At 33.7% G+C, this 19,029-nt stretch carries 20 protein-coding genes; 10 read left to right on the top strand and 10 right to left on the bottom strand.

The window, feature by feature from the left end; all coding sequences use genetic code 11:
- Positions 1-108: 108 nt before the first annotated feature.
- The 4 genes from HN014_RS04980 (at position 109) to HN014_RS04965 (ending at position 4,170) form a co-directional block, all read left to right on the top strand.
- Positions 109-981 carry a hypothetical protein gene (locus tag HN014_RS04980; RefSeq protein WP_176027787.1) on the top strand — a complete coding sequence of 291 codons (873 nt, stop codon included), beginning with the start codon at positions 109-111 and terminating at the stop codon, positions 979-981.
- Between the two features lie 120 nt (positions 982-1,101).
- Positions 1,102-2,106: a glycoside hydrolase gene (locus HN014_RS04975; RefSeq protein WP_176027786.1), complete on the top strand. Its 1,005-nt coding sequence runs from the start codon at positions 1,102-1,104 to the stop codon at positions 2,104-2,106.
- A gap of 55 nt (positions 2,107-2,161) precedes the next feature.
- Positions 2,162-2,914, top strand: a complete 753-nt coding sequence (locus tag HN014_RS04970) for a hypothetical protein (RefSeq protein WP_254884104.1) — start codon at positions 2,162-2,164, stop codon at positions 2,912-2,914.
- 5 nt (positions 2,915-2,919) lie between these two features.
- Positions 2,920-4,170 (top strand): POTRA domain-containing protein, encoded by a 1,251-nt coding sequence (locus HN014_RS04965; protein ID WP_176027785.1) that lies wholly within the window; start codon positions 2,920-2,922, stop codon positions 4,168-4,170.
- Here the strand turns inward: HN014_RS04965 and HN014_RS04960 are convergent.
- The 3 genes from HN014_RS04960 to HN014_RS04950 are packed head-to-tail and all read right to left on the bottom strand — an operon-like array spanning position 4,167 to position 6,518.
- Entirely contained in the window at positions 4,167-4,883 is a 717-nt protein-coding gene (locus HN014_RS04960) for a TIGR04283 family arsenosugar biosynthesis glycosyltransferase (protein ID WP_176031037.1), read from the bottom strand. The two genes, HN014_RS04965 and HN014_RS04960, sit on opposite strands and share 4 nt — an antisense overlap.
- Before the next feature lie 29 nt (positions 4,884-4,912).
- Entirely contained in the window at positions 4,913-5,626 is a 714-nt protein-coding gene (locus HN014_RS04955) for a DUF547 domain-containing protein (protein WP_176027784.1), read from the bottom strand.
- Entirely contained in the window at positions 5,613-6,518 is a 906-nt protein-coding gene (locus HN014_RS04950) for a sterol desaturase family protein (protein WP_176027783.1), read from the bottom strand. The genes HN014_RS04955 and HN014_RS04950 overlap by 14 nt, the downstream gene beginning before the upstream one ends.
- Before the next feature lie 267 nt (positions 6,519-6,785).
- On the opposite strand from HN014_RS04950, the gene HN014_RS04945 reads away from it, so the two are divergent.
- Positions 6,786-7,106, top strand: a complete 321-nt coding sequence (locus tag HN014_RS04945; RefSeq protein WP_176027782.1) for a putative quinol monooxygenase — start codon at positions 6,786-6,788, stop codon at positions 7,104-7,106.
- On the opposite strand, the gene HN014_RS04940 is transcribed toward HN014_RS04945, so the two are convergent.
- Complete coding sequence (locus tag HN014_RS04940) at positions 7,090-8,130, bottom strand: hypothetical protein (protein ID WP_176027781.1); 1,041 nt, start codon at positions 8,128-8,130, stop codon at positions 7,090-7,092. The genes HN014_RS04945 and HN014_RS04940 overlap by 17 nt on opposite strands.
- Positions 8,131-8,450: 320 nt before the next feature.
- Here HN014_RS04940 and HN014_RS04935 point away from each other — a divergent pair, with 320 nt between their 5' ends.
- The 5 genes from HN014_RS04935 to HN014_RS04915 all read left to right on the top strand — a co-directional run bounded on the left by HN014_RS04935 (position 8,451) and on the right by HN014_RS04915 (position 13,672).
- Complete coding sequence (locus HN014_RS04935) at positions 8,451-9,812, top strand: class I tRNA ligase family protein (protein ID WP_176027780.1); 1,362 nt, start codon at positions 8,451-8,453, stop codon at positions 9,810-9,812.
- 73 nt (positions 9,813-9,885) lie between these two features.
- Positions 9,886-11,145: a lysine N(6)-hydroxylase/L-ornithine N(5)-oxygenase family protein gene (locus tag HN014_RS04930; protein ID WP_176027779.1), complete on the top strand. Its 1,260-nt coding sequence runs from the start codon at positions 9,886-9,888 to the stop codon at positions 11,143-11,145.
- Positions 11,146-11,148: 3 nt separating this feature from the next.
- Entirely contained in the window at positions 11,149-11,469 is a 321-nt protein-coding gene (locus HN014_RS04925; protein ID WP_176027778.1) for a cupin domain-containing protein, read from the top strand.
- Entirely contained in the window at positions 11,466-12,494 is a 1,029-nt protein-coding gene (locus HN014_RS04920) for an FAD-binding oxidoreductase (protein WP_176027777.1), read from the top strand. The genes HN014_RS04925 and HN014_RS04920 overlap by 4 nt, the downstream gene beginning before the upstream one ends.
- On the top strand, positions 12,491-13,672 hold the full coding sequence (locus HN014_RS04915) for an MFS transporter (RefSeq protein WP_176027776.1): 1,182 nt from the start codon (positions 12,491-12,493) through the stop codon (positions 13,670-13,672). The genes HN014_RS04920 and HN014_RS04915 overlap by 4 nt, the downstream gene beginning before the upstream one ends.
- 111 nt (positions 13,673-13,783) lie before the next feature.
- On the opposite strand, the gene HN014_RS04910 is transcribed toward HN014_RS04915, so the two are convergent.
- From HN014_RS04910 to arsS, 6 genes are all read right to left on the bottom strand, one after another.
- Positions 13,784-14,806: an inorganic phosphate transporter gene (locus tag HN014_RS04910; protein WP_176027775.1), complete on the bottom strand. Its 1,023-nt coding sequence runs from the start codon at positions 14,804-14,806 to the stop codon at positions 13,784-13,786.
- A 168-nt stretch (positions 14,807-14,974) separates the two neighbouring features.
- Positions 14,975-15,946, bottom strand: a complete 972-nt coding sequence (arsM, locus tag HN014_RS04905) for an arsenosugar biosynthesis arsenite methyltransferase ArsM (RefSeq protein ID WP_176027774.1) — start codon at positions 15,944-15,946, stop codon at positions 14,975-14,977.
- 56 nt (positions 15,947-16,002) lie between these two features.
- Positions 16,003-16,815 (bottom strand): purine-nucleoside phosphorylase, encoded by an 813-nt coding sequence (locus tag HN014_RS04900; protein WP_176027773.1) that lies wholly within the window; start codon positions 16,813-16,815, stop codon positions 16,003-16,005.
- The gene (locus tag HN014_RS04895) at positions 16,812-17,462 is read right to left on the bottom strand and encodes a TIGR04282 family arsenosugar biosynthesis glycosyltransferase (protein WP_176027772.1); all 651 of its coding nucleotides are present in this window, start codon (positions 17,460-17,462) and stop codon (positions 16,812-16,814) included. The genes HN014_RS04900 and HN014_RS04895 overlap by 4 nt, the downstream gene beginning before the upstream one ends.
- A complete protein-coding gene (locus HN014_RS04890) occupies positions 17,432-17,932 on the bottom strand; it encodes a rhodanese-like domain-containing protein (protein WP_176027771.1) in 501 nt (166 codons plus the stop codon). Before HN014_RS04890 ends, HN014_RS04895 begins: the two co-directional genes overlap by 31 nt.
- 11 nt (positions 17,933-17,943) lie before the next feature.
- Positions 17,944-18,996: an arsenosugar biosynthesis radical SAM (seleno)protein ArsS gene (gene arsS / locus HN014_RS04885; RefSeq protein ID WP_176027770.1), complete on the bottom strand. Its 1,053-nt coding sequence runs from the start codon at positions 18,994-18,996 to the stop codon at positions 17,944-17,946.
- Positions 18,997-19,029: the final 33 nt, after the last annotated feature.

The raw sequence follows: 19,029 nt of genomic DNA, 5'->3' as shown, positions 1-19,029 counted from the left end.
ATATAATATAAAAAGCACTTCTTTTTTGTAGAATAAGGAGGAGAGTAACTGTAGCCCTTTACTAATAAAAAAACAGAAGTAAAGAATACATAAAAACACGAAAAACAGATGAAGAAAATAATTATCACTACCATAAGCCTTTTTTTAGTAACCTTAGGAGTTGCCCAAGAAGAAGAAGGATCCGTTATCCAGACATTGACGCCATCTAAATTAATAGGAAAAGGACAATATGATCTGAAATGGTTTAATAACTTATATACACAAACCAAGTCGGCAAATTCTAATGGAGATGTCTCTAAAAATGAACCAAGAGCGACTTTCTTTACCTCTACATTGGAAGCATATACTGGATTAGGAAATAACAAAAGATGGAATGCAGGGCTAATCTTAGAGTTTAGATCTAATGTGGTGGCAGACAGAAATGCATTGGATGTGTTTAAATTTGATGGAGAAAGAGGAACTGCTCGATCAGGATTGACCTCCATAGCACCTTCTGTGAAATTTGTACCACTAGCTTCTGTAACAAACTTCTCTATTCAGAGTTCATTGTTTATTCCATTGGTGGATAATGAGGTGGAAGATGGTGTGTTTTTTGATCAAAAAGGATATACATGGCAGAATCGTTTTTTCTATGATTATACATTTACAGGAAACAAATTTCAGATTTTTGGAGAGTTGAATAGTGAATTTAATTTTGGGAAAGAAGGAGAGAGTTTTGCTAATAATAGCCTTCGTTTGACACCAGGAGTATTCCTGAGTTATTTCCCCAGCGCTAAGTTTACTGTTCTTGGATTAGTACAGCATTCTCAGTTAATCGATTTAGGCAATGAATTCGAACAAGATTTTACTGCTGTTGGAGGGGGAGCAAAATACCAATTGACTAAAGAATTAAATATAGAAGCGCTCTACACAAATTTTGTAAGAGGAAATGATACTGGATTAGGAGAAACATTTAACATCGGGTTGCGAGCTGTTTTTTAATCCGTAACTGTTTAAAAAAAAATAATTTCAGGAAGATAGTAGATGGATAGAGAACAGATGTTGTTGATTCCAACTGAAAAAAAGTGTACTTTACATGGCGCATTATAAGCGCGTAATGATATGAAATATATGTCTTTATTGTTGATCTGTGCTTTGTTTTTCAATTGTACAGGTCAACAGTCTTTTAAAATAAATGGAGTTAGTTTTGTTGCTTCCAGTACTCCGATTTCTGAAGCAGAAGTAACCCCTGTAGTAGCTGTAAATGCCAATTGGGCAGCGGTAATGCCGTTTGGGTTTTTAAAATCGTTGGAAGCACCTGTAATACAGTACAATGTTGATCGACAGTGGTGGGGAGAGAAAGTAGAAGGGGCAAGAGAGACAATTCGCTTGTTGAAGAAGCAACATATAAAAGTAATGTTAAAACCTCAGATATGGGTGTGGCATGGAGAGTTTACAGGAAATATTTCTATGGCAACAGAGAAAGACTGGCAAGCGCTGGAGGAGTCCTATGCAGCTTTTATTCTATGTTATGCAAAATTAGCAGAAGAGATGGAGGTTCCGGTATTTTGTATAGGAACAGAATTGCATTCTTTTGTACAGCAAAGACCCCAGTATTGGGAACAACTTATAGAAGATATAAAAACAATATATACAGGTAAGTTGACATATGCAGAGAACTGGGATCAATATCAAAAAGTTCCTTTTTGGAATCAGATAGACTTTATAGGAATTGATGCTTACTTTCCTCTGTCCGCATCTGAAACTCCAACGGTTGAAGAATTACGGAAAGGATGGAAGAAGTATAAAAAAGAAATGAAAACACTCTATGACCAAAGCGGTAAACCAGTTCTTTTTACCGAATATGGATATAGAAGTATTAACTACACTGCAAAGCAACCATGGGATTCAAGTAGCGTAGAAGGAGCAGTAAATCTTATTGCTCAGCAAAATGCATTACAGGTGATTTATGAAGAGTTCTGGAATGAACCCTGGTTTTTAGGTGGTTTTTTATGGAAATGGTATCATAATCATACTGCCGTAGGAGGGATGGATAATAATCGTTTTACGATTCAAAACAAACCCGCAGAAAAGACAATAAAAGAACTGTATAAAATAAACCAATAATTATAGTGTCGGTATGAATTAGTGAAGTATAACACTGTACCGGATAAAAAGACAGATGAATCGAGTTACATATATAGCAGTTTTGTGTAGTATCATAAGTAGTATATTAAGTGGGTGTACTGATGATGATGCAGTGATTGAAGAGAAAGAAAATTTGTTGATGAGTTTAGTGTCAAAATACCCATTAAAGAAAGATAATGTAATTGCTTGTGCAGCTTCTGATGCCTTAGAAAAAGATAAGGTATATGTGTATTTTTACCCCAGAGAAGGGGTTACAAATATCAGATATTATGAGACTCCAGATACTTCATATAATAAAAATGAATACAGTCATTACAGAGAGGTTAAGACAGACCAATCTGATGTGTTTAATGGATATTTGAAGCGATTCGAACGGGAAACAACTAAAGAAAAATGGGTGATTGTTAGTTTTATGGAGCAAGATACTTTGCATATTTCTAATCCTATACGATTAAAACATCAATCAACCCCTACCACATATACTGATGCGATACAAATAGAGGTAACGTCTTCTTCTATGCCCGTTTTTTCATGGCCTCAATTCGAAAATGAAGACAATAAAATATTTTTTCAGGTGGTTTCTGATAGAGAAAATAACCTGCTCTCAGGAACCTATACATTCGATACCCATTTTCAGTATTATAATACAGACAATGTTGTGTTGAATATTACGAGAGAACTCCCTCCTCCAGAACTTCTTCCATCAATGTCTTATTCCATTACTCTAATGGGAGTCAGTGAAGATAACTGGGTTAATTTATTTGCACAAAACCGTTTTACCCCATAAAACTCATGAAATACTTTTGGTTTTTACTTATAGTAGTGATTTCTTTTTCTGGATTTAGTCAAGAAAATAAAGTCTCTTCTTTCGAGATTCAAGGAAATAAAAAAACGAAAACAGCGGCTATAGCCAGACTGTGCGAAATACAACAAGGAGCACCACTGGATTCTATTGTTTTAGAGGAAGATATTAAACGATTAAAGCAGTTGCCATCCATATCTCATGCATATTATACAGTAGAAAAAGGAGGAAAGGTGACGTATGGAATTGAAGAAAATTTTACGACCATTCCTACAGCTAATATTTATACCACAAATGATGATGAGTTTGCATTTCGTATCGGGTTATATGATTTTAATGTATTAGGTCGTAATATTATTTTTGGAGGGTTTTATCAAAATGATATTTATAATTCATTTGGAGTCAATCTCAGAATGCCATTTTTATTTAGTAGAAAAGCAGGATTAGCAATTAATTATCAAAATCTGACAACTCAGGAACCTGTATATCTAGATACGGGTACTGCCGATTATAAATACAATAATACTTCACATGAACTATTGGGGTTATATCGGTTTAATTTTCAAAACAGAATTGCAGTTGGGGTTAATTATTTCAAGGAGGAGTATGACTATAAAAGAGGAGCGACAAGTGATCAGGTTCCATTGACATATAGTATAGATAAAATTTTGTTTAAATCAATTTATGAATATAATAATCTGGACTATTATTATCAGTATGTTGCTGGTTTTAAGAGTATTCTTAACCTGCAATATGTAGTGAATTTAAAAAAAGAGGTAATTCCTGATTTTATTATCGGATGGAATGACTTTCTTTATTATAGCAGGGTTAAGGAAAAAGGAAATCTGGCATTTAGACTTCGGGTAGGGTTATCCACAAATGATACATCCCCTTTTGCCCCTTTTGCGGTAGATAACAATATTAATATTCGAGGAGTAGGGAATACTATAGATAGAGGAACAGGTGCTATTGTTCTGAATTCAGAGTACAGACATACACTATATGAGAAGGATTGGTTTGTATTACAGAGTAATATTTTTGTCGATGGAGGAACCTGGCGTAATCCAGGAGGGACATTTGATGATTTTGTAGAGAAAGATAATATAAGGATATATCCCGGACTTGGGTTACGATTTATCCATAAACGTATTTTTAATGCTATTTTTAGAATTGATTATGGATATGGGGTAACAGAAGGGGCTACACATGGATTGGTATTTGGGATTGGACAATACTTCTAACCAGTAATGTGTTTTTTGTAGTATTGATACAGAGCTTCAGGAGAGGCTCCTAACCATTTTTTGACATAAATAGCCCAAAAGTGATACTGTAGTTTCCATACCCCATTGGTATGATATTTTCTGGCGGATGTAATAAGCCATTTCTGGATAACAACAAATTCATTACGTGCATATAACTTATTAATTAGGTCATTGTCTTCGTAGATCGTATATGCTTCATTATACCTTCCTAATTCTTCGAATAATTCCCGGGTAATAAATTGACTTTGGTCTCCGCCTCTGCATGCTCTGTATTTGAATTTTGTAAGCCATCCGGCAAGACGAAGCCACCAGTGAGTATCATCGAACTTCATTCTGAAACACCCTGCTAGTTTTTGTTGCTGTACCTGTTCTATAATATGTTGGTCATATGCTGTGGGAGGAAACGAATCAGCATGAAGGAAATATAAAATAGCTCCTCTGGATAAGGCAGCAGCAGTATTCATTTGTCTGGCGCGCCCTTTTGCAGAGGAGATTAGTTGAATCAATCTGTCATTCCGAGATTTTTTAAATGCAGTAATCACTGCCTGTGAACCATCTGTACTACCCCCATCAGCAATAAGAATTTCTTGTATGTTCTCTTTTTTATAGGCAGATGATAGTAAGTGATCCAATAATGAATCAATAGTAGAAGCTTCGTTTAGAATAGGAATGATGATTGATATCTTCAATATACAGAAATTACGATGTAAAGCTATATAAATTATTCATTTAAACTCCAATCATAGGTCTTATATCCTTTTTTAGATTGGTTGATGATTTTGGTAGTAGCATATTTATTGATAAAATCTACGACATTTTTTCCATCAATTTTAAAATCTTTTTTATACCAGGAAAAGATTTTAGAAACACTGACTACATCTTCTGTTATTGTATTTCTAAGAGGGTCGTTTATGAACTTTTTAGTTTGATTTTCCAGGGCACTTTCTACATTAGCTCCTGTATAGGCTCTATTCCATACTACGGGACAAGAAAAAGAAGCACAGTTTATAGCAAAATGAATTCTGGGATCATTCATTTTTCTGAGAATTTTGTGTTCCAGGTCATTAAGACTGTACCATTCTCCATTGATTTTGAAAAACTTTTTATTCCAGGGGTCTTTGATGTCTTTAATACTTGAAATAGGGTAGCTGTCAATTACCAGTTTAATGGTATAAGCATTATAGGCATTAATCCAATATGCCAATTTTTCCTCTTTGCTCCATTGTTCTGTAGGAGGATTTTGAGATAAAAGAGTAAAATATTCATATAATTGAGAACTATCTTTCATAAAACCGCCGTAGTTTACTTTCCCATCTTTAGTGACGTTGAGAAGTAAGATTTGATCCCAAATAGAATGATCAAATTTAGTTTGTGCTTTTGACTGGAAGGTCAATAAAAATAGTGATACAAATATAACTGCTCTAGGGGCTTTCATTCTTTTTAAACTTTAAGTTAATAGGATACATTTCTTGGGATATAAAATCCTTAGGGAATGTTTCATCCCCTTCAAATCCCAGCTCTATGTTTTTCCCGTCTTCCGGGATATAGCTGGTTTTGAATAAGTAATCCCAAATACTTAAAGTTAGTCCAAAATTTATACCATACCTTACGGAGGGAGGCATTTTTTTTGCGTGATGCCAGATGTGCATCTTCGGGTTATTCAAGATGTATTTTAGAATTCCGTAATCCCATCCCAGATTCGCATGATTTATATGACCGATGATGAGGGCAAAAAAATGAACCAGGGCAACATCCTGTGCTTTGTAATCCCCTATAATAGCAATAGGAATATACAGGATTGATTTATAAACAACTGGCTCCATCCAATGATATCGAAGATGTGCAGAAAATCCCATTTGTTTTACGGAATGATGTACTTTATGAAAATTCCATAAAAAGGGAATTCGATGTAATAAACGATGCGTATTCCATTGAATAAAGTCACTGATTAAGAAAAAGATGAATAAACCAATAGGCTTAGGAAGTATATTCGTGTCAAACAATTGAATATCTGTTATAGAAAGATGTATGCCTTTTAGCAGTTCATCAAAAAGAGTAATGGCTGTATTCGATAAGGCAATAAGAATAATAAGGTTGAGCAAAAAGAAATTAAAAAACATATAAAATGTATCCAGCCAGAAATCTTTTCTAAAAATAGCTTGGTCTTTCCTCCAGGGGAAAATAAGCTCTAACCCCCAAACAATTAGTGAAATTAGAATCAATCCATAAAAATAATTATCCCAATCGTTCTGAAGCAGGATTTCATTTTTTAGATATTGCCAGTATCCCGAGTATGAATCAGAGATAATTTGAAGGTATTTTTTCACAAGGATAAAGATACGGAATCACTAGAAAATCAATAGGGATTACTGTTAGGTGTATGTTGTTGATATTCAGTATTTTTTAGTATATTAGAGTATGAGATGTGTTGTAAGGCATTGATGCTTACATTTTTTTAACGTTAATGAATCTTCTTCCCCCTGTATTATAGTATTTGATATTTTTTAGCAGTGAAATGAGTACAAGTAATGTTGTATAAGAGTTTGTGCATAGTGTACAGACAGGTACAAATGGTTCAATTTTAATAATTATATATGGATATTTTATTGAAAGAGGGGTACTTTATTACCGCAGAGATAAAGATTAAAGATTTAACAAAAACAGTTATTGCGCGTAGGGCTTTGTCCAATTTACAAAAAGCCTCTCTAATGGAAGCCGGTTGTAGCTTGTTTAGTGTACAGCAGGTTTTTAATGATCCTAGTCGGTTTATTCTTAGAGAACGGTTTGACGATGAGGAAGCATTTAAAAAGCATTTTGAATATTCACATACTAAATATTACTTGGAGCAGAACTTAACAGAGGTTGTACAATATTTTCAGATGGATGTTCCTGTAGCTCCTATTTCTTCCGAATAGTATTTTTTACTTCTAGAATGTAGTTAATTACTGATTGAGAAGGGGTTTTATAAGCTAGAAGCTGACGTATTTCGGGCTGATATGCATGAAGAAATAACAGATCACTCTGGGAAATGTAAAAAGAAGTATGTTTTTCTTTAGAGAAAGAGGTGTTTTTGTACTTGGTTTCTAATTTCCGGTATGTGTGATTCCATTGATATTCAATATATATACTGTCTTTAGCGATAGGGTGTTTGATAAGCGGGTTTTCTGAATCAACTAACTGTTGTTGGTATTCTATGTGCATAGTTAAGGGCGTCGTCTTGCTGATTTTGGAATGTAATTCGATAATTCTCGAACTCCAGGGAGGTTGAAGATTAGCAATAGCAATTTCGCTTAATATAGGACGTAAACCATTCTTTTCATATTGATAAAAGTTAAAATGATATTCCCAGGTACCTGATCCGCTTATTTGATTTTGTGTATAATAAATGATTGTTTTTTTTGAAATATGGTCGGTATAAAATTGAATATCCAATGCATAACGATGGGATATGTGATGTCTGGAAAGCAATGTGTCTTCTGAAAAAAAATAAACATCGCTTTCTCTGCTTATATTAGAATCGTTAAGAGCGATGGCATATTGCGTCATTACTTCCTTTTTCTGACCTAATGTAAAGAAAGTTATGGGGATTGCTCCGTGTTGTATATAAGTACTATCGATTGGGATATTTCCAAAAATACTTTTAACGACTGTAATAGGCATTTCTTTATTCTTAATGGCTTGTTGTAGCTTTTCGAAATCAGATGAGGACAAAATTTTATTAATGTTTCGCTGATTAAGATGAATAGAATCTGTAGTAGCGGTGATTTCGTCGATTAATTTTTTTGTATTCAATGACCGGATACTATCTAAAAAAAATAAGGCTTCTTGTTTTTTTGAGTTTTGAACCCAAAACTTTTCAGAGGTTTTTGTACGCTCCGGATAGAATAATAAAGATATTGTCAAAAGAAAAAAAGAAGCAATAGCGAATAGTGTTTTCATTGTAGGCATTTAATATGATTAGCAAATCTACAAGGAATACAGATTCGTTTTCTTCTCCAGAATCCATTCACTGATTTTTTGTGAAAAAATTTAGAAAATAAACGTATTGAACTTCATTATTATTCATTAGCTAAATGATATTTTTCTTTTAAAAACAAACAAATAAAACCTGGCAAAATACCTTTTATGAAAATAAAAAACCTTTAACTACTTAATTATTTTTTTAGAATAAAAAGGGGAGGTTTGCCACGTCGAGTTTTTTAAAGCTTAACCAATTTTTTAAAGCTTGCCTAAATCTCTTAAAACCTAAACTTCAGAAAATGAAAACATATTTTCTTAGCCCAATTATGCCTACTCCTAACGGGGCTTTGCATCTTGGACATATTGCGGGACCTTATCTCAAAATGGATGTTATAAGACGCAATGTAATCAATAATAATATGCAGGCGTATTGTTATTCAGGAGTACATTTTACAGAATCTTTTGTATTACTTCAGTCTTTTATAGAGTCGATGACTCCAAAGGAGATATGTACAAAAAACTATAAAAAAATACTTCGTTCTTTTGAGAATCTAGATATTGTTTTTGACGAGTTTGTTAATCCAGCAGATAATCCAGAGTTTATAAAACAATTACATTTTTTTTCAGATGCTGTCTTTGGTGACTTCATTAACAATGCTTGTTTTTTATATGAAGAGAAGCATCCTTATGATGCAACATATGGCTTTTTGCCGCCGAGTATTATTTGTGGGGAGTGTCCGGATTGTGGTACTGGTATGAGGGGATTTATATGTGAATCATGTGGAGTTAGTATACTTCCTGAGAATATTAAAAACAGCTACCCATCTCATGTTTGTGATACTTTTGAGTTAAAGAAGGTTCAGAACTATTTTTTAGAAATGTCAGAAGGGAGTAAAAAAAATATGTATAGAGTTACATCTCCTTCTCCTAAGGAACACTGGGGTATACAACATGATAATATTAGACACATTAATCCATATTGTGATGGTTTTTCATATTTTATCTGGTTGGGAGAACGTTGTAGAGAAAAATATGGATTATCTGAAAACCCTTTTAATAAGGAGAGCAATATTGATACAGTAATAAGTCTGGGATTCGATAACAAAGAAATATTAGATGTAATAAAAAGAGTATTTGATTACGGAGAAGTTTATAAAACGTTTGACGTAATCCTTGATAATCATTTTTTGTTATTGAATGGAGAAAAGTTTTCTACATCAAAAGGGCATGCTATATGGTGTGACACCCTGGATGAAAAAATAGATAAAGGCTTTTTGAGATTATTCCTGCTTAAGGAAAACGCAGATATAGATGCTAATGACTTTAATGTTTCCAAATTCGTCAGTTTTTATAATCATTACATGGATTTTTTTATGGATTATAAAACGTTGAATCACAAGGAAGCAAAAAGTTCTTCTGCCTTGAAAAGACAATATATAGAATCGAAGAAAAAAATAACACATCATTTAATGCCAGAAAGCTATAACGGGAAAAAAGCTTCTAAAATCGTAATAGACTGGATGGATATGTATTTATCTATTGAGGATACCTATAAAAAACAGTGGTTCGAATCATTTAAAGAACTATCAAATCCGATTATGCCTACTGTGCTTTCTGGGGATTTTTACAAGCGAATATCAAATGATTTGATTCTTGTATAAACTAAAAGATACTACTATACCCCATAGTATATCAATTCACATACTTAATTTAAAAAAACACATATTATAGATCATGAAAGACCTAGATTTTATTTGTATAGGTGCAGGCCCTTCTGGTTTGAGCCTTGGAGCGTTATCGTCAACTGTTCCTGGATTAAAAGGAAAAATACTGGAAAGAAAATCTAATTTTGAATGGCATGGAGGGATGTTAATTCCTGATGCTAAAATGCAAATATCTTACCTCAAAGACTTGGTGACCTTAGTAGATGCTACCAACCCTTTTTCGTTTGTCAATTATTTATCTGTAAATAATCGATTATATCAATTTATAACAGCCAATTTTGGAAGTGTTAATAGAGAGGAATATAGTGACTATCTATCTTGGGTATTGTCTAGTTTAGATAATGTAGAGCAAGATACCTTAGTGAGAGAAGTTGATTACAAAAATGGTTGGCTGGAGATTGAAACTGATAAAGAGAAGTACAGAACAAATAATTTAGTTCTTTCTACAGGGCTTTCACCAGTAATACCAGAGGTTTTTGATGATCAATTAAAAGTAGATAAAAATAGCTTGTTTTCCAGTTCAGAATATATGTACAAAAGCCATGATTTTTCGGGGAAAACAGTGTCTGTAATAGGAAGTGGGCAAAGTGGAGCTGAGATATTTTTGGATTTGATCAATCAAAAGACGAATGCACCTGAAAAAATTAATTGGATTACCGAAAGTGATAACATATTCCAATTAGATGACTCCCCATTTGTTAACGAGATATTTAATCCAGGATTTGCTGAGTATTTCTACAATAGTAGTGAAGAAGAAAAGAAGCAACTTCTTTCCACGTATAATTTTGCTAATAATGGAGTTTCTGAGCAAACTTTGGTTGAAATTTACCAAAGCCTATATAAAGAAAGGTATATAAAGAAAGAAGCTAAAACGAGAAGTAATTTATTGATAGGGCATACCTTGAAAAAAGTGTATAAGGACAATAAACAATATGTTCTAGAAATGAGAACAAAAGAGGAGACTAAGAAAATTACTTCAGACGTTGTTATTTTTTGTACAGGTTATAAGTATAAGACTCCTTCTTATCTCGAAAAAATCAAATGTCTTTTTAATAGAGATAAAGACAATTTTTTGATTAACTCTGATTATAGTGTTAATTGGAAGCATCAAGATGAATGTTCTGTTTATATACAAAATGGAGCTATTCATACACATGGATTATCAGACCCTAACTTATCACTAAGTTCTAGAAGAAGTGCGATTATTATAAATAGTATTATCGGATATGACTTTTATAAAGATTTAAACGCTCACTCATTTATTTTTTAAGATATGAAGTTAATAGAAAAAAAAATTACTGAAAATCTAGACGGAGGAATATCACTTCACGAGCATCTTTTATCTGATATTTCCTGTCCGGTTAGCAGCTCTATTTTTATTGTTCCTCCGAAATTGAATACTCCTGTAGATCAGCATAAAGTAGCTGAAATATGGATGATTGTTGGAGGTAAAGGAGAAGTGATTTTTGAGGATAAAAAAATAACATTAAATAGGTTTGATATTCTTTATATCGAAAGTGGCGAAAAACATTCAGTAGTCAACACAGGAGAAGAAGACCTTATTATAACCTCTCTATATTGGAATGTCATATGAAATACGATATTGCAATAATAGGCATGGGAATTACAGGATTAACAACAGCAAATTTAATTCATAAAAGATTCCCTGATAAGAAGATGTTATTAATAGAGAAACAGGAGATCGGACAAGGAACATCCTATTATTCTGCTGGCTTTAATCCACCTTTGTCTATCTCTGATCAGGCAAAGCAGTCCTATAAAACATCCAGTACACTTATAAAAACTTTGGCAAAGGAAGTAGGGTATGTATTACCTGATACTATAGATGTTGTTTATATGACTGAAGATAGAAAGAGTCTTATAGAGAAATATTGTAAACCTGCAGAACACCTTAATGATACATCTACAGTTCCTGCTGGTTCTATTAGTCATTTTTTTAAGAAAGAAATTGGAGGCTCTTTCTATATAGGGAAAGGGGATGGTTCATATGTAGATGCTAGGTCGTATTGTGAGAAATTAGCAAATAATCTAACAGCGAATGGATTAGATATAAATACACAGACATATGTTACAGAGTTAAGTAAAAAAGGAGATTACTTTCAGATAATTACCCATCTTTCAGCAATATATGAGTCAAAGGATGTTATTGTGTCGACAGGTCCTTTCCTAAATACTTTCGAACCGAATAAAAAAATAAGTAGGAACAAAAAAGTATGTGCTTTTTCTATAAATATAGAACCAGAAAAAAATGATTGTGCATTTATATTTTTAGATGATGAAGCTTTTTTATTACCTCTACATAAAGAAAAAAAGTGGCTTTTGTCTATCACTTCTACAGAATGGGGTATAGATCCAGATAAGAAAATCACAGTAACATCAGAAGACTTTGTAATGGCTAAAAAAGTCTTGAACAAGTACACGAATGCTTTTGATGAGTATATAGGAGAGGCGATTGTTTTTGCGGATAATTATTCTGATCAAAAGGAAATAAAGGTGGAGAAAAATGAAGCGATTTATGTAAGAGGGACCTCTGGAGGAGGAGTTCGGTATGCTCCAGCTACGGGGCTAAAAATAATTGAAAAACTAGGATACAAATGAAACATTCGGAAACAAAAAGCAATATTTTAAAAATTTTTATAGCAGCTATTTTAATTTCCATAGCATATGGGACTCTTTTTATTATGCCGATTTATATAAAGTCACTAAATGGAGATACGGCTACTGCAGGTTACCTGTTCGCTATAACTGGTATTGGGGCAATGGTTTCTATTCTTTTTACGAAAAGGCTTGTTTATCAATATTCTGGAAATTATTTACTTTTTGTAGGAGCACTTTTTTTTTCAATAGGAGTTATAATATTTGGAACGTATCATCAAGTTGATGTTTTTTATTTTATCGCATCAGCATTTACAGGAATCGGTTGGGGAATTTACTACAATGTGTCCCCGATTATGTTGATGGCTTATAGTGATAATTCTGATAATAGAGTCACATTGTTTGGATATTTGTCTGCTTTTAATGTTATTGGAATTAGTTTAGCGCCTATTGTGATAGACATCATTTATGGAGAAAATATTAACTATTTTATCGTTTTTGCAATTACAGGGGGGGTGTGCTCATTTTGTGCAGCATTTTTATTTCTTTCAATCTCTAACAATGTAGCTGTAAAGGATTCTGAAAAAATAAACCCTAAAGATAAGATGATTACTGATGAAAAGAAAAAAGGATATATATATCCATTGTTAATGGTATTTTTAGGCGCTTGTACCTTATCTTTAATGTCTAATTTTCAAACAGTTTTTTCAAAAGAACTCGGGGTAAATTATTTCTATTTCTTTTTGTCATTTTCATTGTCAATGGTTTTGTCTCGTCTTTTATTGAGTGCTTATATTGCGAAATTAAATAGGTATTATACAAATACGTTTTTTCTTCTTTTTATGGTCATCTCTTTGGTCTTATTCTTTTTTGCAGAAGAAGATGTTTTGATTTATGTACTAGCCTCTTCTCTATTTGGAATGGCATATGGGTTAGTGTATCCAATTATACAGGATTTAGCATTGTTATTATCTTCTCCGCAGATTCATAAAGATGTACTGAGCTATTTTTCTTTTTCCTATTTTATAGGATTATATCTTTTTTCTGCGATATCAGGAGTTGTTATTGATATTTATGGTTACTTATTAGCACTTTTTGTGATTGTAATACTTGCCCTTATAGAATTATTACTTTCCGTCATACTTATTAAAAAGTTTAGCAAAGAGTATAGACAGACATAGTCTAGAGTAGGGAGTGTATTTTGTAATACTAAAGGAAGTCTTAGAAAAGAATTATTGACCAAAATAATAACGAAAAAGTTTAGTTCGTGTTTAAACAACTAAACTTTTTTGTTAGTAACAAATCATTCTTAAAAGTAGAAATAAAGAACCGCTAAGCAATGCTGCAATAGGTAAGGTAAGAACCCATGATAATACAATCTTAGAAATTGTTTTCAGATCAGCTTTTTTAGTCAATGTCCCTATACCGAAGATTGCCCCAACAGACACATGAGTTGTCGAAACAGGGAGACCATGAATACTAGCTGTAGTTACGAGTAAGCCGGTAATCATATTTGCAGTTAATCCCTGCCCTGCATTCATAGGAGTTATTTTTTTACTCATTGTTTCTCCAACTTTTTTAGCTTTTGCTAGTCCACCAATCGCCATGGTTACAGCGATAGCAATCATGCTCCATTGAATATCCAGAACTTTGATAATAAGTAATAAACCGACAATTTTAGGGGTGTCATTAAGACCTCTGGCAAAACTGACAACACCAGAACTTATATAATGGAAGAAGTCCACTATTTTTTGAATAGAAAGCGAGAGAAAATTCCCTTGATATGTAGTAATAGCACCTTCGTTTTCTTCTGTGGTAATACGACATATTTTTCTTCCGGAATGGAGTATAAAATAACAGACTAAACTAAGAATAGCAGCAATTAGAGGACTCGCAATTAATGGCATTAGGAAGGTATTGCCCAGTTTTTGAAAGTTAAATTCACTTCCTACTGCTATAACTCCTGTTCCGAATAAGGCGCCGACTAAACTATGTGTTGTAGAAATAGGCATTCCTATTTTGGTAGCAATGTATACTGTAATAGCAGCTCCCATAGCAATAGAAATAGCAAATATAGGAGTTTGTATAAGTTCCTGAGGTACTAAACCTTTTCCAGAAAAGTTTTTGACTAGTTCTTCAGCCAGAAAAACAGCAGCAATAGATCCGGCAAGAGTGGTTAGTGTCGCCCAGTTAATTGCTTTTTTGTAATCAGTTGTTCCGCTACCGAAAAGGGTTGCGACTCCTTTAAAGTTATCATTTGCTCCATTACTGAATGCCAGAAAGCATGCAGCAATAAATAAAATGCTTAGTGTCATATGTTGATTTGTGTAATATCACTGTCATTATGATACAGTGGTTGGTTAATAAATTAAAAGTAATTGTGGTGGTTTTAATAGTATTTTATAAATGTTAAAAAATATCAAATAATAGAATGTTGATTTTTTGATATTATTGTTTGATAATCAACATTCTATTCATTTTTTTTAACAACAGCCTCCGCCATCGTAATGATACGTAGCATCGCTGATATAGATGTCATTTCTCTGTAGATTAGCAAGAGCTTTTGCAGTTTTATCACAGATAGCTAGTGGTTGATTTTTGAGGAGTACGTGTCCTTTTTTATCATCGAAATAGTCTTCAGCCCCATAATAAATAGCAGTTTTTCCGGTAAAAACACAAGGGCCATCAGCAGGCATAGGATCTTTAATCGCAGCAACCTCTATAGATTCTATATAGATGAGTTCTTCTGTGTTGTAGTGAACCGGATCTAGAATACGATAAGGTTTTCTAGCTCTTATTTCGATAGTTCCGAATCCAATATCGGTTAATGCCTTAACATAATCGGCAATGGGAATACTACCGCTGAGACATAATGCTCTCAGTTTTTCATCATTGCGAAGCGCTTCATTCATAGGTTGTTCGCATGTAGGATCACTCATAACTAACCGACCATGAGGTTTTAAAACCCGATACATTTCTTCTAGGGCTTTTTTTAGATCTTCTGCTTTAAAGATATTGAAAAGGCAGTTTTGAGCAGCTACATCAATACTATTATCATCAACAGGTAGGTTTAATGCATCTCCGTATTTTAGATCGACAAAATCACTTTTAAACCATTCATTCTGCTTTTCTGCTTCAATAAAGTTCTTTTTAGAAGCATCTAACATTTCCTGTACAACATCGACACCGATAACTCCTCCTTTTTGACGAGAAAAGTAAGAGAATTGAAGCAATTCCATCCCGCCACCAACTCCTACATACAATATTTTTGGATTGTTTGTCAGGTCTCGGGCATTTACTGTACTACCACAACCATAATTCATCTCTTGCATGATTTTAGGGATTTTTAATCCAGGTAGTTCCCATATAGGGTTTGTAGTACAGCATAATCCCACATCAGGGGTTAAGGCTGCCTGTTTGTATACATCTTTTGTGGTGTCTAAATAGTTATTCATATAGTACGTAGTAAATTAGATATAAAATAAAGCGCTTTTAAGAGAATAAATACGAGTTATAATTTTTTAATTACTTCTCTAAAGAGTGTAATCATTACAGGTTCCGCCTTCGCTGCCATAGCAATAATTTCTTCGATATTTACAGCTTGTAAGTTATCAGGATCGCACTCATCTGTAAGTACAGAAATAGCAGATACCGGTAGGTTGAGATGGTTGGCCACGATAACTTCAGGTACAGTACTCATTCCTACAGCATCAGCACCAATAGTTCTCAGGTATCTGTATTCAGCTCTTGTCTCTAACTGCGGTCCTAATACAGAAGCATATACTCCTTTGTGAAGGGTGATATTATGTTCTCTGGCAATCGTTTCCAGATGTTGATTGATATGCAGGTCATAAGGGGCACTCATATCGGTAAACCGCGTTCCTAATTCTTCTACCCCTTTAAAAGCCAGCGGAGATCCTCCCTGTAGATTGATATGGTCATCAATAAGCATTAATTCTCCTTTTTTGAAATCGAGATTGATCGCTCCTGAAGCATTAGAAACTAATAATGTTTTGATTCCTAATCGGTGCATGATACGCACTGGATATGTGACATCCTGGAGGGTATATCCTTCATATAGATGAAAACGCCCCTGCATAACAACTATCTTTTTTCCTTCTAATATTCCGTAGATAAGTTTTCCCTTATGGAATTCTACGGTTGCCGTAGGAAAGTTAGGAATATGATTATAGCTTACTTCTTTAATGATTTCAATATTATTGATCAGCTGCCCTAATCCGGTTCCGAGAATAATTCCTATTTCTGGGTTTTCAAAACCTTTTTCTAAGAGGTATTCGGTGGTTTCTTTTATTTGTTTAATCATTTTTTTATTTTTTGTATAAGTTGTTGAAAAACGTCAATACCTTCGATATCTTCATAATAATCGATGTCATTTCGTTCTTCTAGTATTTTAACAGCTTCGTTTTGTAAGTCGAGCAAGGTGTCTTTTAGTACGGAATCTGTACCCCATGTTTTACGGCTAAAAAGAGAGGGGGTTAATTTGTTCATTCCCAGCAGGTAATATCCTCCGTCTTTGGCAGGACCGATTACATAGTCATGTTTTTTTAAAGATAAGAATGCTTTCTCTATATCGTGTTGCTGGAGGTCGTATATATCACTTCCTATGATAATAATATGTTGATAACCATTGGTGAATCCTTCTTGAAAAGCAGCAAGCATCCGAGCCCCTAAATCGACCCCGTTTTGTTTGTATTTGATATAAGACGCTGTGGACCAGATATCGTTATCTCGTATTTTTTCTGAGTAATATACAGCTTTATCCGCAGAGAGTTTTTCTGTAATTGATACAGTATGATTCAATAAGAATTTATATACTTCCAGTGCTGCGTGGTCTCCAATAGTAGCAGCTAATCTCGTTTTGCATTTCCCTAATTCGGGATTTCTGGTAAATATGAGAAGTAAGTTTTTTTCTTTCAAGATCAATGTGTTTTTTTTCCTTTCAGAAGCCATTTTCCCCATTCCTTTGAGAATACATGAATGGAGTCGGTTTCTTGTTCATGTTTATTTACAACGGGAAAGTTTTTGTTCTTCCACTCAAAAATTCCTCCGTATAAATTAAAAATGTTTTTATATCCTTGTTTTTTTAGTTTTTCAGCAATTCGCTCAGATCGGATGCCTAAACTACAATATACCACAATCGGACTATCTTTTGAAAATTTTTTCTTTGTAATTGTATCTATAATAAAATGATCATACCCAACATGGATTGCATTTTTGAGGTGGCTGATCTCAAACTCTTTTTCCTCCCTTGCATCAAGTAAAATAAAATGGTCAGTTTTCTGTGCAACTTCTTCTACAGAGATAAAAGGAATACTGTTTTTAGTATGTTGATCCAATAGTTGTTGTAGTGATGTCTGTGCAGTTATAAAATAACTGGCAAACAGACAGCCAATAAATATATAGTACGTTGTTGATCTCATGTACTTAGGTGTTATGCGACAGTTCCCTGACAGCTACTTCCTGCACCGGCAGTACACCCGTAACAGTGCTGCGAGATAATGATATCCCGATCGAGAAGGATATCTTCGTTATATTCACTAATGTGCTTTATTTTACTATTGACTTTGAGACCCAGCATTTGATTAAAATCACAGTCGTATAGCCACCCATCCCAACTGACAGAAATAGTATTAGTACACATGACATTTTCTACTGCCGTAGGATTATATGCATCGACTAATTGATACATATAGTCTTCATAATTATCAGAAGCAATAAGATAATCCAGAAATCGACTGATTGGAAGATTGGTAATAGCAAAAAGATTATGAAAATGAATTCCAAAATCATCAAATAATGCTTTTTTGAAATCTTTTTCCATAGCCATTTGGTCTCCAGGAAGAAAAGCCCCAGAAGGATTGTATACCAAGTCTAACTTTAAAGAACTATCAGGCATCCCATATCCTCTTTTATTGAGTTCCAGTAAGGCCTCAATAGACTTGTTAAAAACGCCATTCCCTCGCTGTTTATCTGTTTTTCCTTTGGTCCAGTGAGGCATAGAAGAAACAACATGAATGTTATATTTTTTGAAAAAATCAGGAAGGTCGTAATATTTTTTATTAGCTCTGATAATCGTCAGATTACTACGGACAATAAAATCTTTAATTCCTGCTTTACTTGCTTCTTCTACAAACCACCTAAAATTAGGGTTCATCTCAGGAGCTCCTCCGGTAAGATCCAGGGTATGAGCTCCTGTGTTTTTTATGACATCAATACATTGCTGCATTGTTTCTCTGGTCATAATTTCCTTGCGATCAGGACCAGCATCCACATGACAGTGTTCGCAAACCTGGTTGCACATATATCCAACATTAATTTGCAGGATTTCCAGTTTTTTAGGGCGTAAAGGGAAATGTCCCGTTTTTGCAATCTGATCTGCAAATTTGGGAAGTTCTCCATTTTGAAAAATCCCATTACTCAGAATTTCCAGTTGTCTATGAGAATTTGCTAATTCATTATTTCTTTTCTTCAGGGACTTGGTCATATATTTAATTCTTAGGTGATACTAATGATCCTA

Source organism: Aquimarina sp. TRL1 (assembly GCF_013365535.1).
GTDB classification, from domain to species: Bacteria; Bacteroidota; Bacteroidia; order Flavobacteriales; family Flavobacteriaceae; genus Aquimarina; species Aquimarina hainanensis.
The sequence above is the reverse complement of the archived record's forward strand: the minus strand, read 5'-3'. Positions and strand labels throughout refer to the sequence as shown.

Excerpts from the sequence above, each read along its gene's own strand:
- arsM (WP_176027774.1), bottom strand. The coding sequence starts at position 15,946 with ATGAATAACTATTTAGACACCACAAAAGATGTATACAAACAGGCAGCC.
- HN014_RS04915 (WP_176027776.1), top strand. The coding sequence starts at position 12,491 with ATGAAACATTCGGAAACAAAAAGCAATATTTTAAAAATTTTTATAGCA.
- HN014_RS04930 (WP_176027779.1), top strand. The coding sequence starts at position 9,886 with ATGAAAGACCTAGATTTTATTTGTATAGGTGCAGGCCCTTCTGGTTTG.
- HN014_RS04955 (WP_176027784.1), bottom strand. The coding sequence starts at position 5,626 with ATGAAAGCCCCTAGAGCAGTTATATTTGTATCACTATTTTTATTGACC.
- HN014_RS04910 (WP_176027775.1), bottom strand. The coding sequence starts at position 14,806 with ATGACACTAAGCATTTTATTTATTGCTGCATGCTTTCTGGCATTCAGT.
- HN014_RS04920 (WP_176027777.1), top strand. The coding sequence starts at position 11,466 with ATGAAATACGATATTGCAATAATAGGCATGGGAATTACAGGATTAACA.
- HN014_RS04975 (WP_176027786.1), top strand. The coding sequence starts at position 1,102 with ATGAAATATATGTCTTTATTGTTGATCTGTGCTTTGTTTTTCAATTGT.
- arsS (WP_176027770.1), bottom strand. The coding sequence starts at position 18,996 with ATGACCAAGTCCCTGAAGAAAAGAAATAATGAATTAGCAAATTCTCAT.
- HN014_RS04925 (WP_176027778.1), top strand. The coding sequence starts at position 11,149 with ATGAAGTTAATAGAAAAAAAAATTACTGAAAATCTAGACGGAGGAATA.
- HN014_RS04970 (WP_254884104.1), top strand. The coding sequence starts at position 2,162 with ATGAATCGAGTTACATATATAGCAGTTTTGTGTAGTATCATAAGTAGT.
- HN014_RS04980 (WP_176027787.1), top strand. The coding sequence starts at position 109 with ATGAAGAAAATAATTATCACTACCATAAGCCTTTTTTTAGTAACCTTA.
- HN014_RS04935 (WP_176027780.1), top strand. The coding sequence starts at position 8,451 with ATGAAAACATATTTTCTTAGCCCAATTATGCCTACTCCTAACGGGGCT.
- HN014_RS04945 (WP_176027782.1), top strand. The coding sequence starts at position 6,786 with ATGGATATTTTATTGAAAGAGGGGTACTTTATTACCGCAGAGATAAAG.
- HN014_RS04900 (WP_176027773.1), bottom strand. The coding sequence starts at position 16,815 with ATGATTAAACAAATAAAAGAAACCACCGAATACCTCTTAGAAAAAGGT.
- HN014_RS04890 (WP_176027771.1), bottom strand. The coding sequence starts at position 17,932 with ATGAGATCAACAACGTACTATATATTTATTGGCTGTCTGTTTGCCAGT.
- HN014_RS04965 (WP_176027785.1), top strand. The coding sequence starts at position 2,920 with ATGAAATACTTTTGGTTTTTACTTATAGTAGTGATTTCTTTTTCTGGA.
- HN014_RS04940 (WP_176027781.1), bottom strand. The coding sequence starts at position 8,130 with ATGAAAACACTATTCGCTATTGCTTCTTTTTTTCTTTTGACAATATCT.
- HN014_RS04895 (WP_176027772.1), bottom strand. The coding sequence starts at position 17,462 with ATGGCTTCTGAAAGGAAAAAAAACACATTGATCTTGAAAGAAAAAAAC.